This window comes from Mycobacterium sp. BK086, assembly GCA_004362315.1.
Classification (GTDB): Bacteria; Actinomycetota; Actinomycetes; order Mycobacteriales; family Mycobacteriaceae; genus Mycobacterium.
Genome location: SNWL01000004.1, coordinates 824,680 through 841,719, shown reverse-complemented (window position 1 = coordinate 841,719; position 17,040 = coordinate 824,680). Strand labels below are relative to the sequence as shown.

The following is a 17,040-nucleotide window of genomic DNA, read 5'->3' as shown; positions in this document are numbered from 1 at the left end:
GCAGTGTGCCACGCATGCGTATCAACCAGATCATCGCCGACCTGGTGGTCACCGACCTCGAGGCGGCGAAAAGCTTCTACACCGACTACCTCGGGCTGACCACCGAGGAATTCAACCTCGGCTGGGTCGCCCGCTATACCTCACCCGAGACCGGGGCCAATGTTCAGTTGCTCACCAGGGACGAGACAGCAGCGGAGGCACCCGTCGTCTCGGTGCTGACCGAGGATGTCGACGAGGCCTACCACCAAGCCTGTGAGCGTGGCTATGAGATCGTTCACCCGCTGACGACGGAACCGTGGGGAGTGCGGCGATTCTTCGTGCGCGACCCCAGCGGGAATGTGCTCAATGTGGTGGGCCACCCACGCTAGTGGGATGCGAGCAGCACGATCAGCTCGGCCTGCACCTCACCGAACAGAAAACCCAGCGCGGCACCGAGGACGACGATGATCCACTCGTCGTCCTTGAAAGCCGGGCGCAGCAGATTCTCGTAGGCCTGCGAGTCGAGTTCACGCATCTTCTCGACCATCATGTCTTCGAGCCCGAGCCGCTCCTCGAAGTAGCCTTCGATATAGCTCGAGGTCTCGGGAAGCTTCTCGATGATGGACGCGGCGATCTGCTGCTTCATCTCCTGGTATTGGCGGCTGCCGACCGCATTGATCACCCGGACGGCCTTGCCGAGCTGGGCGTCGATGGTGTTGCTGATCTCGGTCTGAATGAGATCGAAGAACTTGTCCGACATCGGCCCGGTCAGCAGGCTCTCCATGATGGCCTTCGGGGTGAAGATCTCGCGCGCCATCAACGCCGCGTAGCCCTTGATCACGTCTTCGCGCTCGGCCTGAAAGACGCCCTGCCACTTGATGCCGGGGAATACGGTGCGCCGTTCCAGCGGCCGGAAAATCATCTGCAGCGCAACGAAATCGGTGAGGCCACCGGTCAGTAGACCGAAAGCCGGAAGTGTCCAGACCCACCCCGTCAGGCCGAACACCACAACTTGCACGAGGCCGATGATGAGGCCGAACCACAGGCCGGCTCTGATGAGGAACTTGAACGCCGACTTGCCGATGTCTTGAAAGACGCGGTTCAGCTTGACCTTATCGCGCACCAGGTTCGTCACGACCATGTGTTTGATGTCGAAGATCTGGTCGACCCGGCCCCGCAACTCGTCGAACATGCCGCGCGTGGCCGCCGGGATCCGGTTGGTCACGTTGGCGACGACGAGGTCCTTCACCTGATCTGGTGTGGCGCGCCATATTTGGGGTTGAAGCGACATCATCATCGTGTCGACGAGCTCGGTCGCCGCGCCCCGAAGCGGCTCGCCCAACTCCTTGACCAGCTCGTCGGGGTCGATCTTGTCGAACATCTCTTCGGGTTTGAGGATTCCCGACGTGAGCGAATCTACCGCTACCGCAGCCATTTTCGGGGCCCGCTTGGGGATCTGGCCCTGCCAGCCCAGGTAGGGCTTGATGCCCTTGAACTCGACCGGGTAGAACATCATCTTCAATGCGAGGATCTTGGTCGCCCACCCCACCAGTGCCGCGCCGAGGGGAATGGAGACGTAGACCCACCACGGGTAAGTGAAGGTGTTGGCCCAGTCGATGTTCACTTCGCGGCCTCCCACAGTTCCTGGCCGAGGTCCGATATCCGTAGCGTCCGGCGGATGACTCGCGCTGAACGGATACCGCGACGCGCCTTCGCGATCGCCAGGTTCACCGACGCGTCGGTGAGCAGCATCTCGTAGTCGTCGTACATTGCGCTCGACCCTTCGGGCCCGATGACGGCAAGCCCGGCGAGAACGAGGCGGCTGACATACAAGGGCGTGTGGTGGGGGAGCGTCACTCCGGCGGCGCGGCCCACTGTCGATGCATTGGTCAGCACGAGCGCCGTGCTCGTGCCCAGCAGCGGCTCGGCGATGTCGATGAGGGGATAGGAGGAACCGTCGGACAGCGCCGCGAGAATGCGCGCCTCGTCGGGAAGTAGCTCTGTCAGCAACGACAAGTACAGGGCCGTCCGGCTGTCGTCGGGCCTGCTGTACATCGACCTGTCGAGCAAGTCGCGCAAGACGTCGGTCGGAGTGAGCGGAGCGTCCGCCGTCTCGGCCGGTTCATCAGTGGGCGGGTCGATCTCCGCGAGATGTGCTTTTATCGCACGGATCACGGCTCGTTCGGCGTCGGCAAGCCGGGCGAGAATCTGTCCGACCAACGGGGTTTGGGCAACGGAGCGTTCGACAGACTGCAACGTGATCCCACCCATTCGTCGGATGGTATGCGACCCGGCTCCTGTGCAGGCCGATTCGCAGCTAAGCGGTCGGCGTCGCGCCGAGCACCCGCTGCAGATCGCCCTTCATGGCTTGCAACTGGGCACCCCAGTAGCCCCAGCTGTGGGTTCCGCTGGGCGGGAAGTTGAACACCGCGTTGCGGCCGCCGGCGGCCTGATACTTGCGCTGGAACTCCTTGTTGGTGTTCAGCGTGATGTTCTCGAGGTAGCCCGCGGTGAACAGTCCACCGAAGGTGGGGTCGTCGGTGTTGTCGAGCTCCGAGGGAGCGCCCGTGCCGCAGTAGATCCACACCGCGGTGCCGTTGGCCACCAGCCTGGGAATGTTGACCATCGGATCGTTGCGCTGCCAAGCCGGATCGTTGGTCGGGCCCCACATGTCCGTGGAGCGATACCCGCCGCCGTCCTTCATGGCCAGGCCGATCAACGTCGGCCACAGACCCAGCGACGGGTTCAGGAAACCCGATAGTGAACTGGCGAAGATGAACTGCTGCGGGTGCCAGATGGCGAGGGTCAGGGCCGCGCTTCCGGACATCGAGAGGCCGACGACCGCGTTGTTGATCGGGGTGATCGCCTTGTTGAGCGCCAGCCAGGTCGGCAGCTCCTGCGTCAGAAACGTTTCCCATTTGTAGGTCAGCGTCCCGTTGGACCCGGCCGCGGGTTGGTACCAGTCGCTGTAGAAGCTCGACTGTCCGCCGACCGGCATCACCAGTGAGAGACCCGATTGGTAGTACCACTCGAAGGCCGCGGTGTTGATGTCCCAGCCGCTCTCGTCGTCGCGCGCTCGAAGGCCGTCCAGCAGGTAGACCGCGTGCGCTCCGCCGCCCTGGAACTGGATGCGGATGTTGCGGCCCATCGCGGGGGACGGTACGTCGATGGCCTCTACCGGCAGCCCCGCCTTCGAGTACGCGGCAGCAGGCGCCGTCTGGCCGGTGAGGCCGCCGGCCAGCAGGACCGCCGTCGTGAGAACTGCGAGCCGCCGCGCCTGGCGGACCGCAGCGCGCAGCGAGGTCATCACGATCTGCAACCTAACAACGCAACGGGTTTCAGCCCGGCCTGGCGCACCTGCCGTAATGGCTTTGTGATCAACCGAATTCGTGATGCTGCGTCATGCGGCCCTGGCGCGAACCCCGAATACCGGTTGCCGGCTCTCGCGATCGCAGAAGTCGGCGGCCCAGGGCCAGCGGCCGTGGCCGTCGGCCCAGACCAACTGCAGCGCGCGAATCGGGCCGTACAACGCGACCGCGCACGTCATGTACGCATCGGGGTGGTCGACCTTGACGACCTCCATCATCGGACAGCCACACAGGGTGAACTGCTGGCCCGCGCTGAGTTCCGTCCCGCGAAGTAGGTGTTCTGCCGTCCCGTTGAGCACCCGAAGGGCACGTTGCGTCGACACGTTGGTGATCAGCAGTTCGGGTACGTCGTATTGGCTCAGCCCGACGGTGTAGGCGAACGGCATCCGCGGGCTCTCGACGTACTGCACCGTCCAGCCCCGGCGTGAGATCTTGCCGCGAACCTCGTCGAGATAGTCGGCGACAGTGCTGCCCGGGTGATCGCACATCCAGCACATGACGGTGGCCCCTTTCGTTGGTTATCGACACCATGCACCGGGGGTCCGACAAATTCTCGAACACACGTTCGCCGCGTCAGCGGGAAACCCACGCACCGCCGAGCAGCACGTCGGTCACTGCCAGGTCGGCATCGAGCGCGACCAGGTCGGCGCGCGCGCCGGCCGTCAGCTCGGGCGATGGAAGGCCAAGCGCGCGAGCGGGATTCAGCGACGACTGGCGCACCGCAGCCAGCAGGGCCTCGTCCCGGGGCAACCCGCTGCGGGTGACCGCGAACCGGAACACCCGGTCCATCGTCGCGGTGCTCCCCGCGATCGTGGCGGTGCCGGCCAGGCTCGCGACGCCACCGGCGACCTCGACGTCCATCCGCCCGATCTGATAGTGCCCGTCACTCGCGCCGGTCGCGGCCATCGCGTCGGTGATCAACGACAGCCGGTCGGATCCGGCGCTGCGGGCGACGTGCCGGTAGAGAGCGGCGTCCACATGGACTCCGTCGGCGATCAGCTCCACGGTCACCCGGGGGTCCTCCAACAGTGCGATCACCGGTCCGGGCTCGCGGTGATGGATCGGGCGCATCGCGTTGAACAGGTGAGTGCCCACTGTGGCGCCGGCGGCGATCGCGGTCCGTGTCTGCTCGTAGGTGGCTTCGGTGTGACCGACCGCGGCGACCACGCCCGCCTCGACGATCCGCTCGATCGCCGCGATACCGCCGAGCCGTTCCGGTGCCAGCGTCACCATCCGGATGGTCCCAGCGCCGGCCCGCAGCACCTCGTCGAGCTCACCGGGATCCGGATCGCGCAGCAGCACGGGATCGTGTGCCCCGCATCGCTGCACGGACAGCCATGGCCCTTCCAGATGGACACCGGCGATCAGGCCGTCGTGCACCAGGTCGCCCAACACCTCGACCTGGTGCAGCAGGTCTGCGGGCCCGGCCGAGACCAGCGACGCGACCAGTGTCGTCGTACCGTGCCTGCGATGCAGATTCACCGCCGCCGCCGTGGCATCGCGGGTCGCCTCCGAGAAATCCGCACCGCCACCACCGTGCACATGGGTGTCGACGAAACCGGGTGCCACCGTGTCCAGGTCGCGGTCGGCCGGGCGCGGTGGAACACCGGCGCCGAGGGCCCGCACCGTGGTACCCGACACGTCGATCCAGCCGGGCCGCAACAACTCTCGGCCAGTCAGCAACGCCCTCGCGGCGACAAGCACTCAGATGCCCTGCCACTTCGGCTTGGACAGGTAGGTCTCGCGGTAGTAGTCGGCCAGCTGCAGCCGTCGGGCCGCGCCGCCGTCCAGCAACACCGTGGCGTGGGGGTGGTGCTGCAGGATGGTGGCCGGCCACATGGCGCTCACCGGTCCTTCGATAAGCTGGTGTACCGCTTCGGCTTTCGTGCGACCGACTGCCACCAGGATCACGTGCCGGGCCGCCATGATGGTGCCCAGCCCCTGGGTCAGGCAGTGCGTGGGCACTCGGTCGACGTCGCCGTCGAAGAAGCGGGAATTGTCGATACGGGTCTGGCGCGTCAAGGTTTTGATCCGGGTGCGTGAAGCCAGCGACGAGCCGGGCTCGTTGAAACCGATGTGGCCGTCGGTGCCGATCCCGAGGATCTGCACGTCGACACCACCCGCCTGCTCGATCGCCTGCTCGTAGCCGGCGCACGCCGCGGGGATGTCGGCGGCGAGGCCGTCCGGCCCCGCCACCGCGCCCGGGGCGAAGTCCACGCGCGAGACGAATGCCGTATCAATCACGTTGCGGTACCGCTCAGGATGATCGGCGGGCAGCCCGACGTACTCGTCGAGGGTGAAGCCGCGCGCCGCGTTGAACGAGAGCCGCCCCGCCTGGTAACGCGCGGCGAGCTCGTCATAGATCGACAGCGGTGACGACCCGGTGGCCAGTCCCAGGACCGCCGCCGGCTTGCGGGTCAGCAGCGCCTCGATCGCATCGGCCGCGATGGTGCCGATTTGTTGGGCGTCCTCGAGAATGATGACTTCCATGGACGCAAGCCCTATTTGTTGGCCGTGAAAAGTGCTGAACCAGAGTCGATTCCGGCACCAGTGGCGACGGCTTCGCCGACCACCACATTGCCTGCCTCGCGCTCATCCATCACCACGACGGGAACGATGGGGTTCAGTCCGGCCGCCACCACCGATGGAACGTCGTAGGTGATCACCGCCTGCCCGACGGATACGGTGTCGCCCTCGGACACAAGGGCACTGAAGCCGGCGCCGTTGAGCGCCACCGTGTCGAGGCCGAGATGAACCAATACGCCGACGTTCTCACTCGTCGTGATGATGTAGGCGTGCGGCATGAGCTTGAGGATCCGCCCACTGACCGGTGCCACGGCGTCGATCACCTCGTGCGGCGGATCGACCGCGGCGCCGTAGCCCACCATGCCCTGGGAGAAAACGGGATCGGGCACATCGGCCAGGGCGACGGCACGTCCGGATACCGGGGCGTGAACGGGCGTAGTGCTCATACTGGTTGAGAATAGAGACTCGGCACCCGCGGGCGTGCCGAAACCGCGCCTCACGTGCGGTGGTTTGTCTAAGCTTCGCCTGTGCTGCGACAACGGGAGGCCGGTCGGTCATGAGTGAAAACACCAAAAACTCAGCCGCACAGCAAAAGTCGGGACTGCGGATACCGGGCTTCGCGCAGCTGCAGCGCCTCGGCAAGAGCCTGATGCTGCCGATCGCCGTTCTGCCCGCCGCGGGCATCCTGCTGCGGCTGGGTCAGGACGATCTGCTGGGCCGGATCAAGGCCCCGGTGATCGGGCCGTTCTTCCAGGCGATGAGCGCCGCGGGCGGTGCGCTGTTCACCAATCTGGCGCTGCTGTTCGCCGTCGGTGTCGCGATCGGGTTCGCCCGCAAGGCCGACGGCTCGACCGCGCTGTCGGCGGTCGTCGGATACCTGGTGATGCAGGCGGTGTTCAAGACGATGTCGCCGTTCGTGCTCGCCGGTCAGCTCGACAAGGCGGGTGAGCAGGCGCAGATCAACTACAGCGTATTCGGCGGGATCGTCGTCGGCCTGCTGACCGCGTGGTTGTTCGACCGGTACCACACCATCCAATTGCCCTCGTATCTCGGCTTCTTCGGTGGCAGGCGCTTCGTGCCGATCGTCGTGTCGTTGGCGACCCTGGTGGTCTCCTTCGCGATGAGCTACTTCTATCCGATCTTCGATGCGGGGCTGACCGGGCTGGGTCACTTCATCGGGGGTGCCGGCGCGCTCGGCGCATTCGTGTACGGCTTCGCCAACCGCATGCTGATTCCCTTGGGCCTGCACCACATCCTGAACTCCTACGTGTGGTTCATCTATGGCAGCTATCCGACCGCTGACGGCCACGTCGCCACCGGCGAACTGAGCCGGTTCGCCGCGGGCGATCCCACTGCCGGTCTGCTCACCTCGGGCTTCTACCCGATCTTGATGTTCGGTCTGCCCGCCGCGGCGCTGGCGATGATCCACGTCGCGAACAAGAAGCAGCGCAAGGTCGCGTTCGGCATCCTGTCGGCCGCGGCACTCACCGCGTTCCTCACCGGCGTGACCGAACCGCTGGAATTCGCCTTCATGTTCGTGGCGTTCCCGCTCTACATCGTGCACGCGGTGTTGACGGGGCTGTCGCTGGCGATCGCCTACCTGTTGGACATACATCTCGGGTTCTCGTTCTCGGCGGGCCTGATCGATCTCCTGCTGTACGGCACCGCGCCCGCCGCCAAGAACATCCCGCTGCTGATCGTGATGGGTGTGGTCTTCTTCGCGGTCTACTACCTGCTGTTCCGGTTCGCGATCACGAAGTGGAACATGCGCACCCCTGGCCGCGAGCCCGAGGCGGAGTTCGAGGCCGAGGAGCAGGCCAATCTGGGCGAGGGTGCGGAATCGACAACGGCCGTCGAGGCGGGCGGCGCCGTCACGACCGCACCCGCCGCCGTGGACAGCAAGGCCGAACAGCTCATCGCGGCTTTCGGTGGCCGGGAGAACCTGCGCAGTGTCGACGCCTGCATCACCCGGCTGCGGATGGAAGTGGTCGACACCGGCAAAGTCGACCAGGAGCGGCTGCGCAGTCTCGGCGCCGCCGGCGTGATCGAAGTCGGCAACAGCGTTCAGGCGGTCTTCGGTACGCAGGCCGAGGCGCTCAAAAACGAGATCACCGACGCTTTATGACGGCTAACACTGGTGGCCGCACCGCCGATATCGTGGTTAAGTAGTTGGACCGCGGACTTCTCTAGGCGGAATCAGGTGACTGTGAAAAGACTCCTCATCGGCGCGTCTGCTGTCGTGCTGACCTCGGGTGGGCTGGCCTTCGCCGCCCCCGCATCCGCCGATTGTCCGAGCGGGACGGTCCAGAGCCGGTTCCCCGGCGTGTGCGTCGCGGGCCAGTCCGGCGGGCAAATCCCGCAGGCGATCGGTCCGGACAACGTGACGACGAATATCCAGCCCAACCAGATCCCCACCATGAACGGCATCCCGTGCAACCTGTGGCACTCGGTGACCTGCTGGGGAATGGCGCAGAACGGCGGCTAGGCCGTCCGCAGCGCGTCGATGCCCTCGTCGAGGGCGGCTTCCAGATAGGTCAGGTCGCCGGTGGCGAGCATGATGCCGACGCCGCCCTGTATTCCGGCCAACAATGCCGCCGCCGCTCGCTCGACATTCACCGAACCACTCACCTTTCCCTGCGCCTGCATCGCTTCGATCCCGGTAGCGATGGCGCCGCGCCAGGTGGTGATCAGCTGCGCGGTGACGGCCTCGGCGCCCGGGGTGGTGCGTCCGATCTCTGACATCAGCACCGCGATCGGGCAGTTCTGCCCCTGCCTGCGATAGCGGTCGACCACCGAATCGCGCCAGCGCTGCCAGGCGGCCCACGAGGTCAGCGCACCGAGGTGCGGCTGCTGGTCGTCGAGCACCATCTGCGATTCGAGCTCCGCGACCGCCAGCAGTAGCTGATCCTTGCCGCCGGGGAAGTAGTGGAAGAGCTGGCTTTTGGATGTGCTGGTGTGGGCCATCACGTCATCGAGTGTGGTCAGCGCGACACCGCGGGCGCGGATCTCGGCAGCTGCGCCCTCGATGATCCGCTGCCGGGTGGCCAGTCCCTTGGCCGTCAACTTTTGGACTTGCAGGTCCAATTTTATCGGCGAAGCATGTGGACTCATGAGTCCAAAAGATACCCGGTTCGCCGGGCGCAGAGCACTTGTCACAGGTTCGACCGGCGGCCTCGGGGTGGCCATCGCCAACGCGCTGGCGGCCGATGGGGCGTTCGTCGTGGTGAGCGGGCGGGACAAGACCCGCGGTGACGCCGTCGTCGCCGGTATCCGCGCCACGGGCGGTGCCGCCGCCTTCGTCGCCGCCGATCTGAGCGCCGGAGGCGATGCGGCCGCACGGCTCGCCGATGCCGCGGCCGACGCGGCGGGCGGCCCCATCGACATCCTGGTGAACAATGCCGCCACCCTGCTGATGCCCACACCGACTGCGGACATCACCGAACAGGAACTGCGGGATGCGTTCGGTGTCAACGTATTCGCGCCATTCCTGCTGACCGGTGTGCTCGCACCACGGATGGCCGAGCAGGGCCACGGCGCGATCGTCAACATCGGATCGATCACCGGTCTGCGTGGATCCAGCGGGTCGGCGATCTACAGCGCCACCAAGGCGGCGATCCATTCGTTCACCAAGTCCTGGGCCGACGAGTACGGGCCTGCCGGTGTGCGCGTCAACGCCGTCGCGCCCGGCCCGATCGGCACCGAACGACAGGCCGAGTTCGCCGAGCACATCGCGCCGGTGCTCAACCGGCTGCCGTCGCGGCGGATGAGCACACCGGAGGAAGTGGCTGCCGCGGTGGCGTTCCTGGCCAGTGACGACGCCGCGAACATCCACGGTGCCATCCTCAGCGTCGACGGTGGTTGGGCCGCGACCTGATCGGCTACACGCCGACGAGCCCGGCCGCCTTTTCGAGTTCCTCGAGGGCGGGTAACAGCGCATCGGTGAATTCGTCTATGTCACGGCCGATTTCGGGAGTGGTCGACACTCCGAAATCGAGCGAGCCGCAATAGCTCAGGCAGGTGATGTTCAAACCGACGTCGAGCATGAGCGGTCCCATCGGTACCAGTGTCTCCACCCGGGCACCGGCCAGATACAGCGGGAAGTCCGGCCCGGGCACGTTGGAAACCACCAAGTTGATCGGCGCCACCCGATCACCGAGACTGGCTGCCGAATAGGCACGGACCGCCAGGCCCAACAATCCCGGTGGTGTGGTCTCGGTCAGGCCGACCAGCTGATGGTCGGACAGCGTCCTGGCCATCTCCTTTGCGCCCCGCGAACTTTCGAAGATCGCGGTGAGCCGTTCGACGGGATCGGCGATATCGGTGGCCAGACGCACGGTCGTCGACGTCATCTGGTTGCCCGCGGTGGACGCCTCGGTGTGGGTGGACACCGGCACCTGCGCGACCAGCGGACGGTCCGGGAGTTCGTCGCGGGTTTCCAGATAGTCCCGCAGTGCCGCTGAAATGATGGTCAGGACAACATCATTGACCTTCACGCCGAAGGCGTTCTTGACGGCCACCACGCGGTCGAGCGACAAGCTGGTGGACGCCACCCGGCGTTGCATGCTGAGCTGCGTGTTGAACCTGGTGGCTGGCGCGTCGAAGAAGTTCGGCGGCTTGTTCTCCACCGAGCGGGCGGCCAGCTGCTGAGTCACCGTCTGTTGCAAGACGCGCATCACCCGGTAGGGGGTCATCACCGTGATGTTGAACAGCGCGCCCAGGGCCCGGCGTTCCAGGCGCGGAAGCCGGGCGCCGGTATCGGGTACTTCAGACGGCGGTCGCGGTTCGGCGGTGACGTCGAGCAGGATCGACGACAGGCCCGCACCCGACACCCCGTCGACGACGGCGTGATGGATCTTGGTCAGGTAGGCGATGCGCCCGTCCTCGAGGCCCTCGATGAACCACATTTCCCACAGCGGGCGGTCGCGGTCCAGCGAATAGGACATCAGCCGTCCGACCAGCGCCTCGAGCTCGCGCTTCCCGCCGGGGCTGGGCAGCGCGACATGTCTGATGTGATAGTCGAGGTCCAGTTCGGTGTCCTCGACGAGCCACGGACGGTCCAGCCCATGTCGGGCACCGGCGACGCGGTGGCGAAGGATCGGCAGCTCAGGCAGGCGGGCCGCGATCAGCTCGCGGACCCTCTCGAAGCTGAAGCCGGGAACACCGGTGGGATCGCAGATTCCGAGTGCACCGATGTGCATGGGGCACGACTGGGTGTCCGCCCACCAGAACGCGGCGTCGAGACCGGAGAGGCGCTGCCCCGCGTGCGGGTTGAGCGACATGACCATAAAGAACCTTCTTCGCGGCTTCGTCTAAACCGAGAACTGACCCACTGCGGGTAACCACCGTCAACCTGTGGCAAACGTGCGACTGGTCACTCAATCCAGCAATCACACAGCATTGCTAAGCCGGGCGGGCGGTCGTCGCGCTGATACGCTCCCAAGGTCGCCGGTGCCGAGATCCCGGGGGACGTGGGGGTCGGGCCCGTCAGACTGGTGGCGTCGACAGGGTGGCCTCGCAAAGGTAAGCAAAGAGTCGGAAATGGGTGTCGTGCGAACCGGAGAAATCAAGGCTCTGACCGGTCTTCGCATCGTCGCCGCCATGTGGGTGGTGCTCTTCCATTTCCGCCCGCTGATCTGGGAGGCCTCTCCGCGCCTCAAGGACGACCTCGCGCCCCTGTTCAATGCCGGGGCCCAAGGTGTCGACCTGTTCTTCATCCTCAGCGGCTTCGTCCTGACCTGGAATTACCTCGACCGGATGGGTTCGCACTGGTCCGGCCGGGCGACCTTGCACTTCCTGTGGCTGCGGCTGTCCCGGGTGTGGCCGGTGTACCTGGTCACGATGCACATCGCGGCCGCGTGGATCATCTTCACGCTGCACGTCGGCACCGTGCCGTCCCCGGCCGTCGAGCGGCTCACCGCGATCAGCTACGTGCGTCAGCTGTTCATGGTGCAGCTCTGGTACGAACCCTTCTTCGACGACACAAGCTGGGACGGGCCCGCCTGGTCGATCAGCGCGGAATGGCTGGCCTACCTCCTGTTCGGCGGCATCATCCTGGTGATCTTCCGGATGGCGAGGGTGACCCGGGCGCGCACCCTGCTGATGCTGGCGTTCGCCGCCGCGCTGCCGCCGACCGTCCTGCTGCTGGCCAGTGGCCATTTCTACACGCCGTGGAGCTGGCTGCCGCGCATCGTCGCGCAGTTCCTGGCCGGCGCGCTGGCCTGTGCGGCGGTGCGCCGCCTGCAACTTGGCAAACGAGCACAGCACACCGCCGGGTTCGCCGCGATCCTGCTGACCGCCGCGATCGTCGGCATCCTCTACTACTACGACGCGAACCCGGTCGCCGGAATGGTTGATCCCGGCGGGGTGGTCGACCTGTTGTTCATGCCGCTGGTGGTCACGCTGGCGATCGGAGTTGGCAGCCTGCCGGCTCTGCTGTCCACCCGGCTGCTCGTCTACGGCGGCCAGATCTCGTTCAGCCTCTACATGGTTCACGAGATCGTGCACACCTCGTGGAACTGGGCCGTGCAGGAATACCAGATCGACCTACCCAAGTCGGTGCAGAAGTTCGTCGTCGTCGGCCTGATCGTCGCCGCGGTGGCCTTCGCGATGCTGCTGTTCCATGCCGTCGAGGAACCGGCGCGGCGCTGGATGCGCAGAATGGTCGATTTCCGGGACGTCAAGCACGATACGCACACCGGTCCGCCGGGGGCCGAAGGCGGCAAGCTGGCCGCCGTCGACAACGCCCGCGACCATCGTCCGCCGCCGTCGTCGGCACGTGCCGGATAGGGCCGGGCCCAGCCACGGTGTGCGACAACAGCTTCGGAGGCAGTACGCTGCCTGGGTCGGGCGCGAATTCAGTGAGGTGTCATTGACCCGCATGCAACGTCTTGTGCGCGTCACCACGGCGGGCCTGTCGGCCGGCGTGGTGCTTGCCGCAATTCTCGGCCACGCCCAGCCGTCCGTCGGCTACACGTTGGCCAGCCGTGGCTCGGATTTCAGCCGCATCGCGGTGATCGGTGACTCTTACACAACCGGCACCGACGAAGGCGGACAAGGCCCGCAGTCGTGGACCTCACGAGCCTGGCTGCTGCTGGCCAGCCAAGGGGCCAGGGTCGACGCGGACGTGGCCGCCGAAGGCGGCGCGGGCTACGGCATCCGCGGCAACCGGGGCAGCTTGTTCGAGGACCTCACTCTGCGGGCCGTCGACCGCGACGACGTTCTGGTGGTGTTCTTCGGGTCCCGCAACGACCAACCGGTCGACGTGCCGCGGTACACGGCCCTGGTCGGTGACACCTTTCAGGCCGCCCGACGGATGGCGCCCAAGGCCAAGTTCCTGGTGATCGGACCGCCCTGGCCGACCGCCGACCCGCCTGGCGAGGTGTTGGCGCTTCGGGACTCGTTGCGCGGACAGGCCAGGACGATCGGCGCGGTCTTCATCGACCCGCTGGCCGAGGGTTGGTTCGTCGGGCGTCCCGATCTGATCGGTCCCGACGGTGTGCACCCGACCGATGCGGGCCACGCCTACATGGCCGACAAGATCGCTCCGCTGATCCGCAGCCAGCTGGCCATTCCGCTCTAGCTCAGGGACCGATCCAGGGCTGGTTGTTGCCGAGGTTGTTGGAATCGACCTGGTAGCACTGCGGCGGAGTGTTGAACCCGAAGGCACCCCCGGTGTCGCAACGCTGGAAGAAGCCGTTGGCATCGATGGGGTCGTCGCAGCGCTGGCCGCCACCCCACGGTGTCCAGGTCCCCAAGCATCCCGCGCTCGCGGCGGGTGGGCTGATCAGGCCGATGCCGATGACGGTGGCCGTGCAGGCCACCAATGAGCTGAGTTTTTTCATCGTCCACCTCCTCCCAGTTCATCGGGGCGGCGGGCGCCGGCGTTATCGCATGTGCGGTTCGAGCAGCGCGGTCCAGCCCTTGACCAGCTGATCCCACTCGGCCTGGCAGCCGTCGGCCCGATCCTGCGGGAGCAGTCCGCTGCTGACGATGTCGGCGTTGGCTTCCGGGTCGGACCCGTAGACCCAGCAGTCGAAGTTGTAAGCCCGGGCCTGGTCCAGGGTGTGGACGTCGGCGAAGGCCTCTTGTTCGAGCGGGCCGCCCTCCTTGCTGAGCACCGAGTACTCGCGGGCGGTGTCCTTGGCCGCCTGTACGAAGTCTGGGTCGACATGTCCGTCGGCGTAGGGCGCCAGCAGTTCGTAGGCGGCCAGTTGGTCGGCGACGTCCTCTTCACGCCCGGTCACCGGCAGGTCGTAGATGTCGATCGCCATGTGGCCGACCTCGTGGAAGAACGCGCCGATGGCGATCCGCCGGGCGGTCTCCTCGGGTTTGGGGTCCTTGGCGAAGATCTTCAGGCTCTGGTCGACGTCCTCGTAGCAGAGGGTCAGCGTCTTGTCGCCGGAGCTCCAGTAGTCGTTGGCCTCGCCACACTCCGCGCCGCGGACCGAGACGTCGTATGGCAGGACGTACCAGTCGCTGACCGACTGTGCGATGCCGTCGACGAAATGGGTCTTCTCCATGAGGTCCCGCCCGGCAATGGCCTCGGGCGTGGTCGCGTCGTCGTAGGTGACGACCATCTTGCCGCCCTCGCCGGTCTTCGCTTTCGGTACCGGGTAGCCGTTGGTTTGGGTGGCCACGACCGGGGACGCCGTTGCCGCGGGCGTCTCGGCCGTCGTCGACGGCGAGGGAGCCGCGCTGGGTTTGGAGCTGCACCCCACGACCAACAGGCTGACGGCCACCACCACTGCACCTGAGCGCGCCATCGCGTCCTCCTCTGTGACCCCCGCATCAGTATGGGATCGTTTCGATGATGCGCAGACGCTTATGGCTACGGCGTCGCCGGAGAGTCCGGCCCACACCGCTGCTGGCGACGCTGGCGGTGGTCATGGTGGTATTCGCCGCGGACCGCCCCACGCCGCCGCAACCTTTCGATCTGATCGCGGGTCCGTTCGCGCGCCTACTGGCTCAGGCCGTCGATATGGGCCCGGCGCGGGGCGAACGCGTGCAACTGACCGCCGAACTGCAAGCGCCCACCGAGCCGGTGGCGTTGAGCAAGTGGGCCGGCTCGCACGGGCTGGCCGTGCACTGGCGTAGCGGTGATCCCTGGGCGGTCGTCGACGGCACGCCACGCGCGATGGCCCGTGCGCTCGATGTCGCGGTACACGACTACCGGCGCGCGCGCGGTCGCGTCTTCTACGCTTCCCCGCAGCAGCCCGCGGTTCCGCAACAGCTGAGCGGCGAAGTCGCCGAGATGGGCCGGATCCTCGGGTACACGCCGTATCACGAAGGCACCCCGCCGAGCCTGCCGCTGGACGTCCCCGACGGGGGGCTCGCGCCCACCGAGCTGCTGTCCGCCTACAACGTCAACTTGTTGGAAGCCGCCGGATACAACGGAAAGGACCAGACGGTCGTCGTCTTCGCTTTCGACGGCGTCGACCAACACGACCTGGACAAGTTCTCCGACTGGTTCTCGGTGCCGAAGTTCGGCGTGGACGTGATGGGCGGGATGCCCGTCGAGCGGCACGGTGAGGCAACGATGGACGTGCAGCTGATCCACGCGATCGCGCCGTCGGCCCGGATCGTTCTGGTCAACGCCCGGCCCACCGCCGAAGGAGACGGCGCCTACGTCAAACTCGGCAAGCTGATGGAGGACGTGGACCACGCCTATCCGGGCGCGGTGTGGAGTTTCTCGATCGGCTTCGGCTGCGACCGCCTGCTTGCCAGGGCGGATCTGGCGCCGGTGCGCTCGGCCCTGGCCCGCGCGCACCGCAACGGAACCACGGCCTTCGTCGCCAGTGGCGACCTGGCCGGGCTGGAATGCAAAGGCGGACATGACTGGTCGGATCCGCCCAGCCCCGACGACTACGGCGTCGATGTGCTGGCGTCGCTGCCGGAGGTGACCGGCGTCGGCGGCACGACGCTGTCCACCGACGCGCAGGGACAGTGGCTGGCCGAGCAAGGCTGGTACGACGTCCCGTTGACGCAGGGCAGTGGTGGCGGTGCATCGGTGTTGTTCGCCCGCCCGTCGTGGCAGGAAACCGAAGTGCATTCGGGTCCACGCGATAAGCGGCTCGTCCCCGATATCGCCGCGGTGGCCGATCCGTTCACCGGGGTCAAGTTCGTCAACAACGGGCAGATCCAGGTCGGCGGCGGCACCTCCCAGGCCGCGCCGATCTGGGCGGGGCTCGCCGCGGTGATGAACCAGTTCCTCACCGCCCGCCAGTTGCCTCCGCTCGGGGATTTCAATCCACTGCTCTACGAGATCGCCACCGCATCCGAAATCCCGGCCTTCCGCGACATCTACCTCGGCGCCAATGCCGTCACACCTGTCGTCCAGGGCTACGACATGATCACCGGATTGGGAACTCCCAACGTGGACAACCTGATCCGGGCCATCCTCGTGCTGAAGTCGTTGCACCAATGACCGATACGGCATCTGACCGCGACGACGACGGCTCGTTCGAGGGCTATGCGCTACCGGCCGGCAGCTACCGGGCGCGGTTGCAACGGGGCCCGGGTTACGTCGTGACGATCGGGATCTTCGTCGTCGTGTTGGTGGCGGCGATGATGTCGTTGAGTGTCTTGGCGACCCGAATCACCCCGCTGACAACCAAATATCACTGCCCGCCGGACTGCGGACGTCCCCCGACGGGCCTTCCGGTGTCGACCAATCCCCGCTTCTTCGCGCCCGACGGGTCGTTCTCGGTCTCGTATCCCGCACCCGGCACCGCCTACGCCGTCACCATGGAACCCAACGGGGTGCGCGCGGAATTGAACATCGGTGACGGTGGGACACTGCGGCTGTTCAGCCAGCCCGCACAGGGGCGCGACGCCCGCCGGGTGGCCGACGACCTGCTCGCCCAGATGTTCCCTGACGCCGTGAAGTCCTATGAATTGCCCAACGCCATCCTGGGATACGAACCCGGCTACGGCGAGGTCGCCGACGACTGGCCGAAGGGGACGGCGTCGGATTCACAACATCTGCGGGTCATCATCGTCGTCGCGATCAAGAACGATCTCGCACTCGTCGCCGGTGCGGTCGGGCCGTTCCATCAATTCGGGCCCGAGGATGGGCCGGGGCCGCCGTCACCGGCGAATCTCGACATCGCCAAGGACATGGGCAAGTACGTCAACAGTTTCATGTGGCGCGGCGACCCGCCGCGATAGT

General features: G+C 66.4%; 19 protein-coding genes. 8 read left to right on the top strand and 11 right to left on the bottom strand.

Translation table 11 applies throughout. The features are described 5' to 3' along the window. Nucleotides 1–14 precede the first annotated feature (14 nt). A complete protein-coding gene (locus EV580_RS14775; RefSeq protein ID WP_133691905.1) occupies nucleotides 15–368 on the top strand; it encodes a VOC family protein in 354 nt (117 codons plus the stop codon). Here EV580_RS14775 and EV580_RS14770 read toward each other — a convergent pair. The 7 genes from EV580_RS14770 to EV580_RS14740 form a co-directional block, all read right to left on the bottom strand. Next, the gene (locus EV580_RS14770) at nucleotides 365–1,603 is read right to left on the bottom strand and encodes a DUF445 domain-containing protein (RefSeq protein WP_133691904.1); all 1,239 of its coding nucleotides are present in this window, start codon (nucleotides 1,601–1,603) and stop codon (nucleotides 365–367) included. The genes EV580_RS14775 and EV580_RS14770 overlap by 4 nt on opposite strands. Then, nucleotides 1,600–2,250, bottom strand: a complete 651-nt coding sequence (locus EV580_RS14765) for an Abi-alpha family protein (protein WP_133691903.1) — start codon at nucleotides 2,248–2,250, stop codon at nucleotides 1,600–1,602. The genes EV580_RS14770 and EV580_RS14765 overlap by 4 nt, the downstream gene beginning before the upstream one ends. Before the next feature lie 46 nt (nucleotides 2,251–2,296). Further along, nucleotides 2,297–3,286 (bottom strand): esterase family protein, encoded by a 990-nt coding sequence (locus EV580_RS14760; RefSeq protein ID WP_133692249.1) that lies wholly within the window; start codon nucleotides 3,284–3,286, stop codon nucleotides 2,297–2,299. 93 nt (nucleotides 3,287–3,379) lie between these two features. Then, the gene (locus tag EV580_RS14755; protein ID WP_353619848.1) at nucleotides 3,380–3,835 is read right to left on the bottom strand and encodes a DUF4262 domain-containing protein; all 456 of its coding nucleotides are present in this window, start codon (nucleotides 3,833–3,835) and stop codon (nucleotides 3,380–3,382) included. A gap of 85 nt (nucleotides 3,836–3,920) precedes the next feature. Further along, entirely contained in the window at nucleotides 3,921–5,051 is a 1,131-nt protein-coding gene (nagA, locus tag EV580_RS14750; protein WP_133691901.1) for an N-acetylglucosamine-6-phosphate deacetylase, read from the bottom strand. Continuing rightward, on the bottom strand, nucleotides 5,052–5,837 hold the full coding sequence (gene nagB, locus EV580_RS14745; protein WP_133691900.1) for a glucosamine-6-phosphate deaminase: 786 nt from the start codon (nucleotides 5,835–5,837) through the stop codon (nucleotides 5,052–5,054). Nucleotides 5,838–5,848: 11 nt separating this feature from the next. Then, on the bottom strand, nucleotides 5,849–6,319 hold the full coding sequence (locus tag EV580_RS14740; RefSeq protein ID WP_133691899.1) for a PTS sugar transporter subunit IIA: 471 nt from the start codon (nucleotides 6,317–6,319) through the stop codon (nucleotides 5,849–5,851). Between the two features lie 110 nt (nucleotides 6,320–6,429). Between EV580_RS14740 and EV580_RS14735 the strand changes: the two genes are divergently transcribed. Together EV580_RS14735 and EV580_RS14730 are read left to right on the top strand one after the other, a co-directional pair. Further along, nucleotides 6,430–7,998, top strand: a complete 1,569-nt coding sequence (locus EV580_RS14735) for a PTS transporter subunit EIIC (RefSeq protein ID WP_133691898.1) — start codon at nucleotides 6,430–6,432, stop codon at nucleotides 7,996–7,998. Nucleotides 7,999–8,079: 81 nt separating this feature from the next. Next, nucleotides 8,080–8,358 carry a hypothetical protein gene (locus EV580_RS14730; RefSeq protein WP_286171563.1) on the top strand — a complete coding sequence of 93 codons (279 nt, stop codon included), beginning with the start codon at nucleotides 8,080–8,082 and terminating at the stop codon, nucleotides 8,356–8,358. Here the strand turns inward: EV580_RS14730 and EV580_RS14725 are convergent. Next, nucleotides 8,355–8,984, bottom strand: coding sequence for a TetR/AcrR family transcriptional regulator (locus tag EV580_RS14725; protein ID WP_133691896.1), 630 nt, complete (start codon nucleotides 8,982–8,984; stop codon nucleotides 8,355–8,357). The genes EV580_RS14730 and EV580_RS14725 overlap by 4 nt on opposite strands. Between EV580_RS14725 and EV580_RS14720 the strand changes: the two genes are divergently transcribed. Then, nucleotides 8,983–9,747 carry an SDR family NAD(P)-dependent oxidoreductase gene (locus tag EV580_RS14720; RefSeq protein WP_133691895.1) on the top strand — a complete coding sequence of 255 codons (765 nt, stop codon included), beginning with the start codon at nucleotides 8,983–8,985 and terminating at the stop codon, nucleotides 9,745–9,747. The two genes, EV580_RS14725 and EV580_RS14720, sit on opposite strands and share 2 nt — an antisense overlap. 4 nt (nucleotides 9,748–9,751) lie before the next feature. Here EV580_RS14720 and EV580_RS14715 read toward each other — a convergent pair whose 3' ends face one another. Beyond that, on the bottom strand, nucleotides 9,752–11,152 hold the full coding sequence (locus EV580_RS14715) for a WS/DGAT/MGAT family O-acyltransferase (protein WP_208114611.1): 1,401 nt from the start codon (nucleotides 11,150–11,152) through the stop codon (nucleotides 9,752–9,754). Between the two features lie 259 nt (nucleotides 11,153–11,411). Between EV580_RS14715 and EV580_RS14710 the strand changes: the two genes are divergently transcribed. Together EV580_RS14710 and EV580_RS14705 are read left to right on the top strand one after the other, a co-directional pair. Continuing rightward, nucleotides 11,412–12,659 (top strand): acyltransferase family protein, encoded by a 1,248-nt coding sequence (locus tag EV580_RS14710; RefSeq protein WP_133691893.1) that lies wholly within the window; start codon nucleotides 11,412–11,414, stop codon nucleotides 12,657–12,659. Nucleotides 12,660–12,750: 91 nt separating this feature from the next. Further along, a complete protein-coding gene (locus tag EV580_RS14705; RefSeq protein ID WP_133691892.1) occupies nucleotides 12,751–13,452 on the top strand; it encodes an Rv0518 family GDSL lipase in 702 nt (233 codons plus the stop codon). Between the two features lies 1 nt (nucleotide 13,453). Here the strand turns inward: EV580_RS14705 and EV580_RS14700 are convergent, their stop codons facing one another. After that, nucleotides 13,454–13,714, bottom strand: coding sequence for a hypothetical protein (locus tag EV580_RS14700; protein WP_133691891.1), 261 nt, complete (start codon nucleotides 13,712–13,714; stop codon nucleotides 13,454–13,456). A gap of 42 nt (nucleotides 13,715–13,756) precedes the next feature. Then, on the bottom strand, nucleotides 13,757–14,635 hold the full coding sequence (locus tag EV580_RS14695) for a DUF4344 domain-containing metallopeptidase (protein ID WP_133691890.1): 879 nt from the start codon (nucleotides 14,633–14,635) through the stop codon (nucleotides 13,757–13,759). Nucleotides 14,636–14,682: 47 nt separating this feature from the next. On the opposite strand from EV580_RS14695, the gene EV580_RS14690 reads away from it, so the two are divergent. Beyond that, entirely contained in the window at nucleotides 14,683–16,296 is a 1,614-nt protein-coding gene (locus EV580_RS14690) for a S53 family peptidase (protein ID WP_502703933.1), read from the top strand. Then, nucleotides 16,293–17,039 (top strand): hypothetical protein, encoded by a 747-nt coding sequence (locus EV580_RS14685; RefSeq protein ID WP_133691888.1) that lies wholly within the window; start codon nucleotides 16,293–16,295, stop codon nucleotides 17,037–17,039. The genes EV580_RS14690 and EV580_RS14685 overlap by 4 nt, the downstream gene beginning before the upstream one ends. The last annotated feature ends 1 nt before the right edge of the window (nucleotide 17,040 follow it).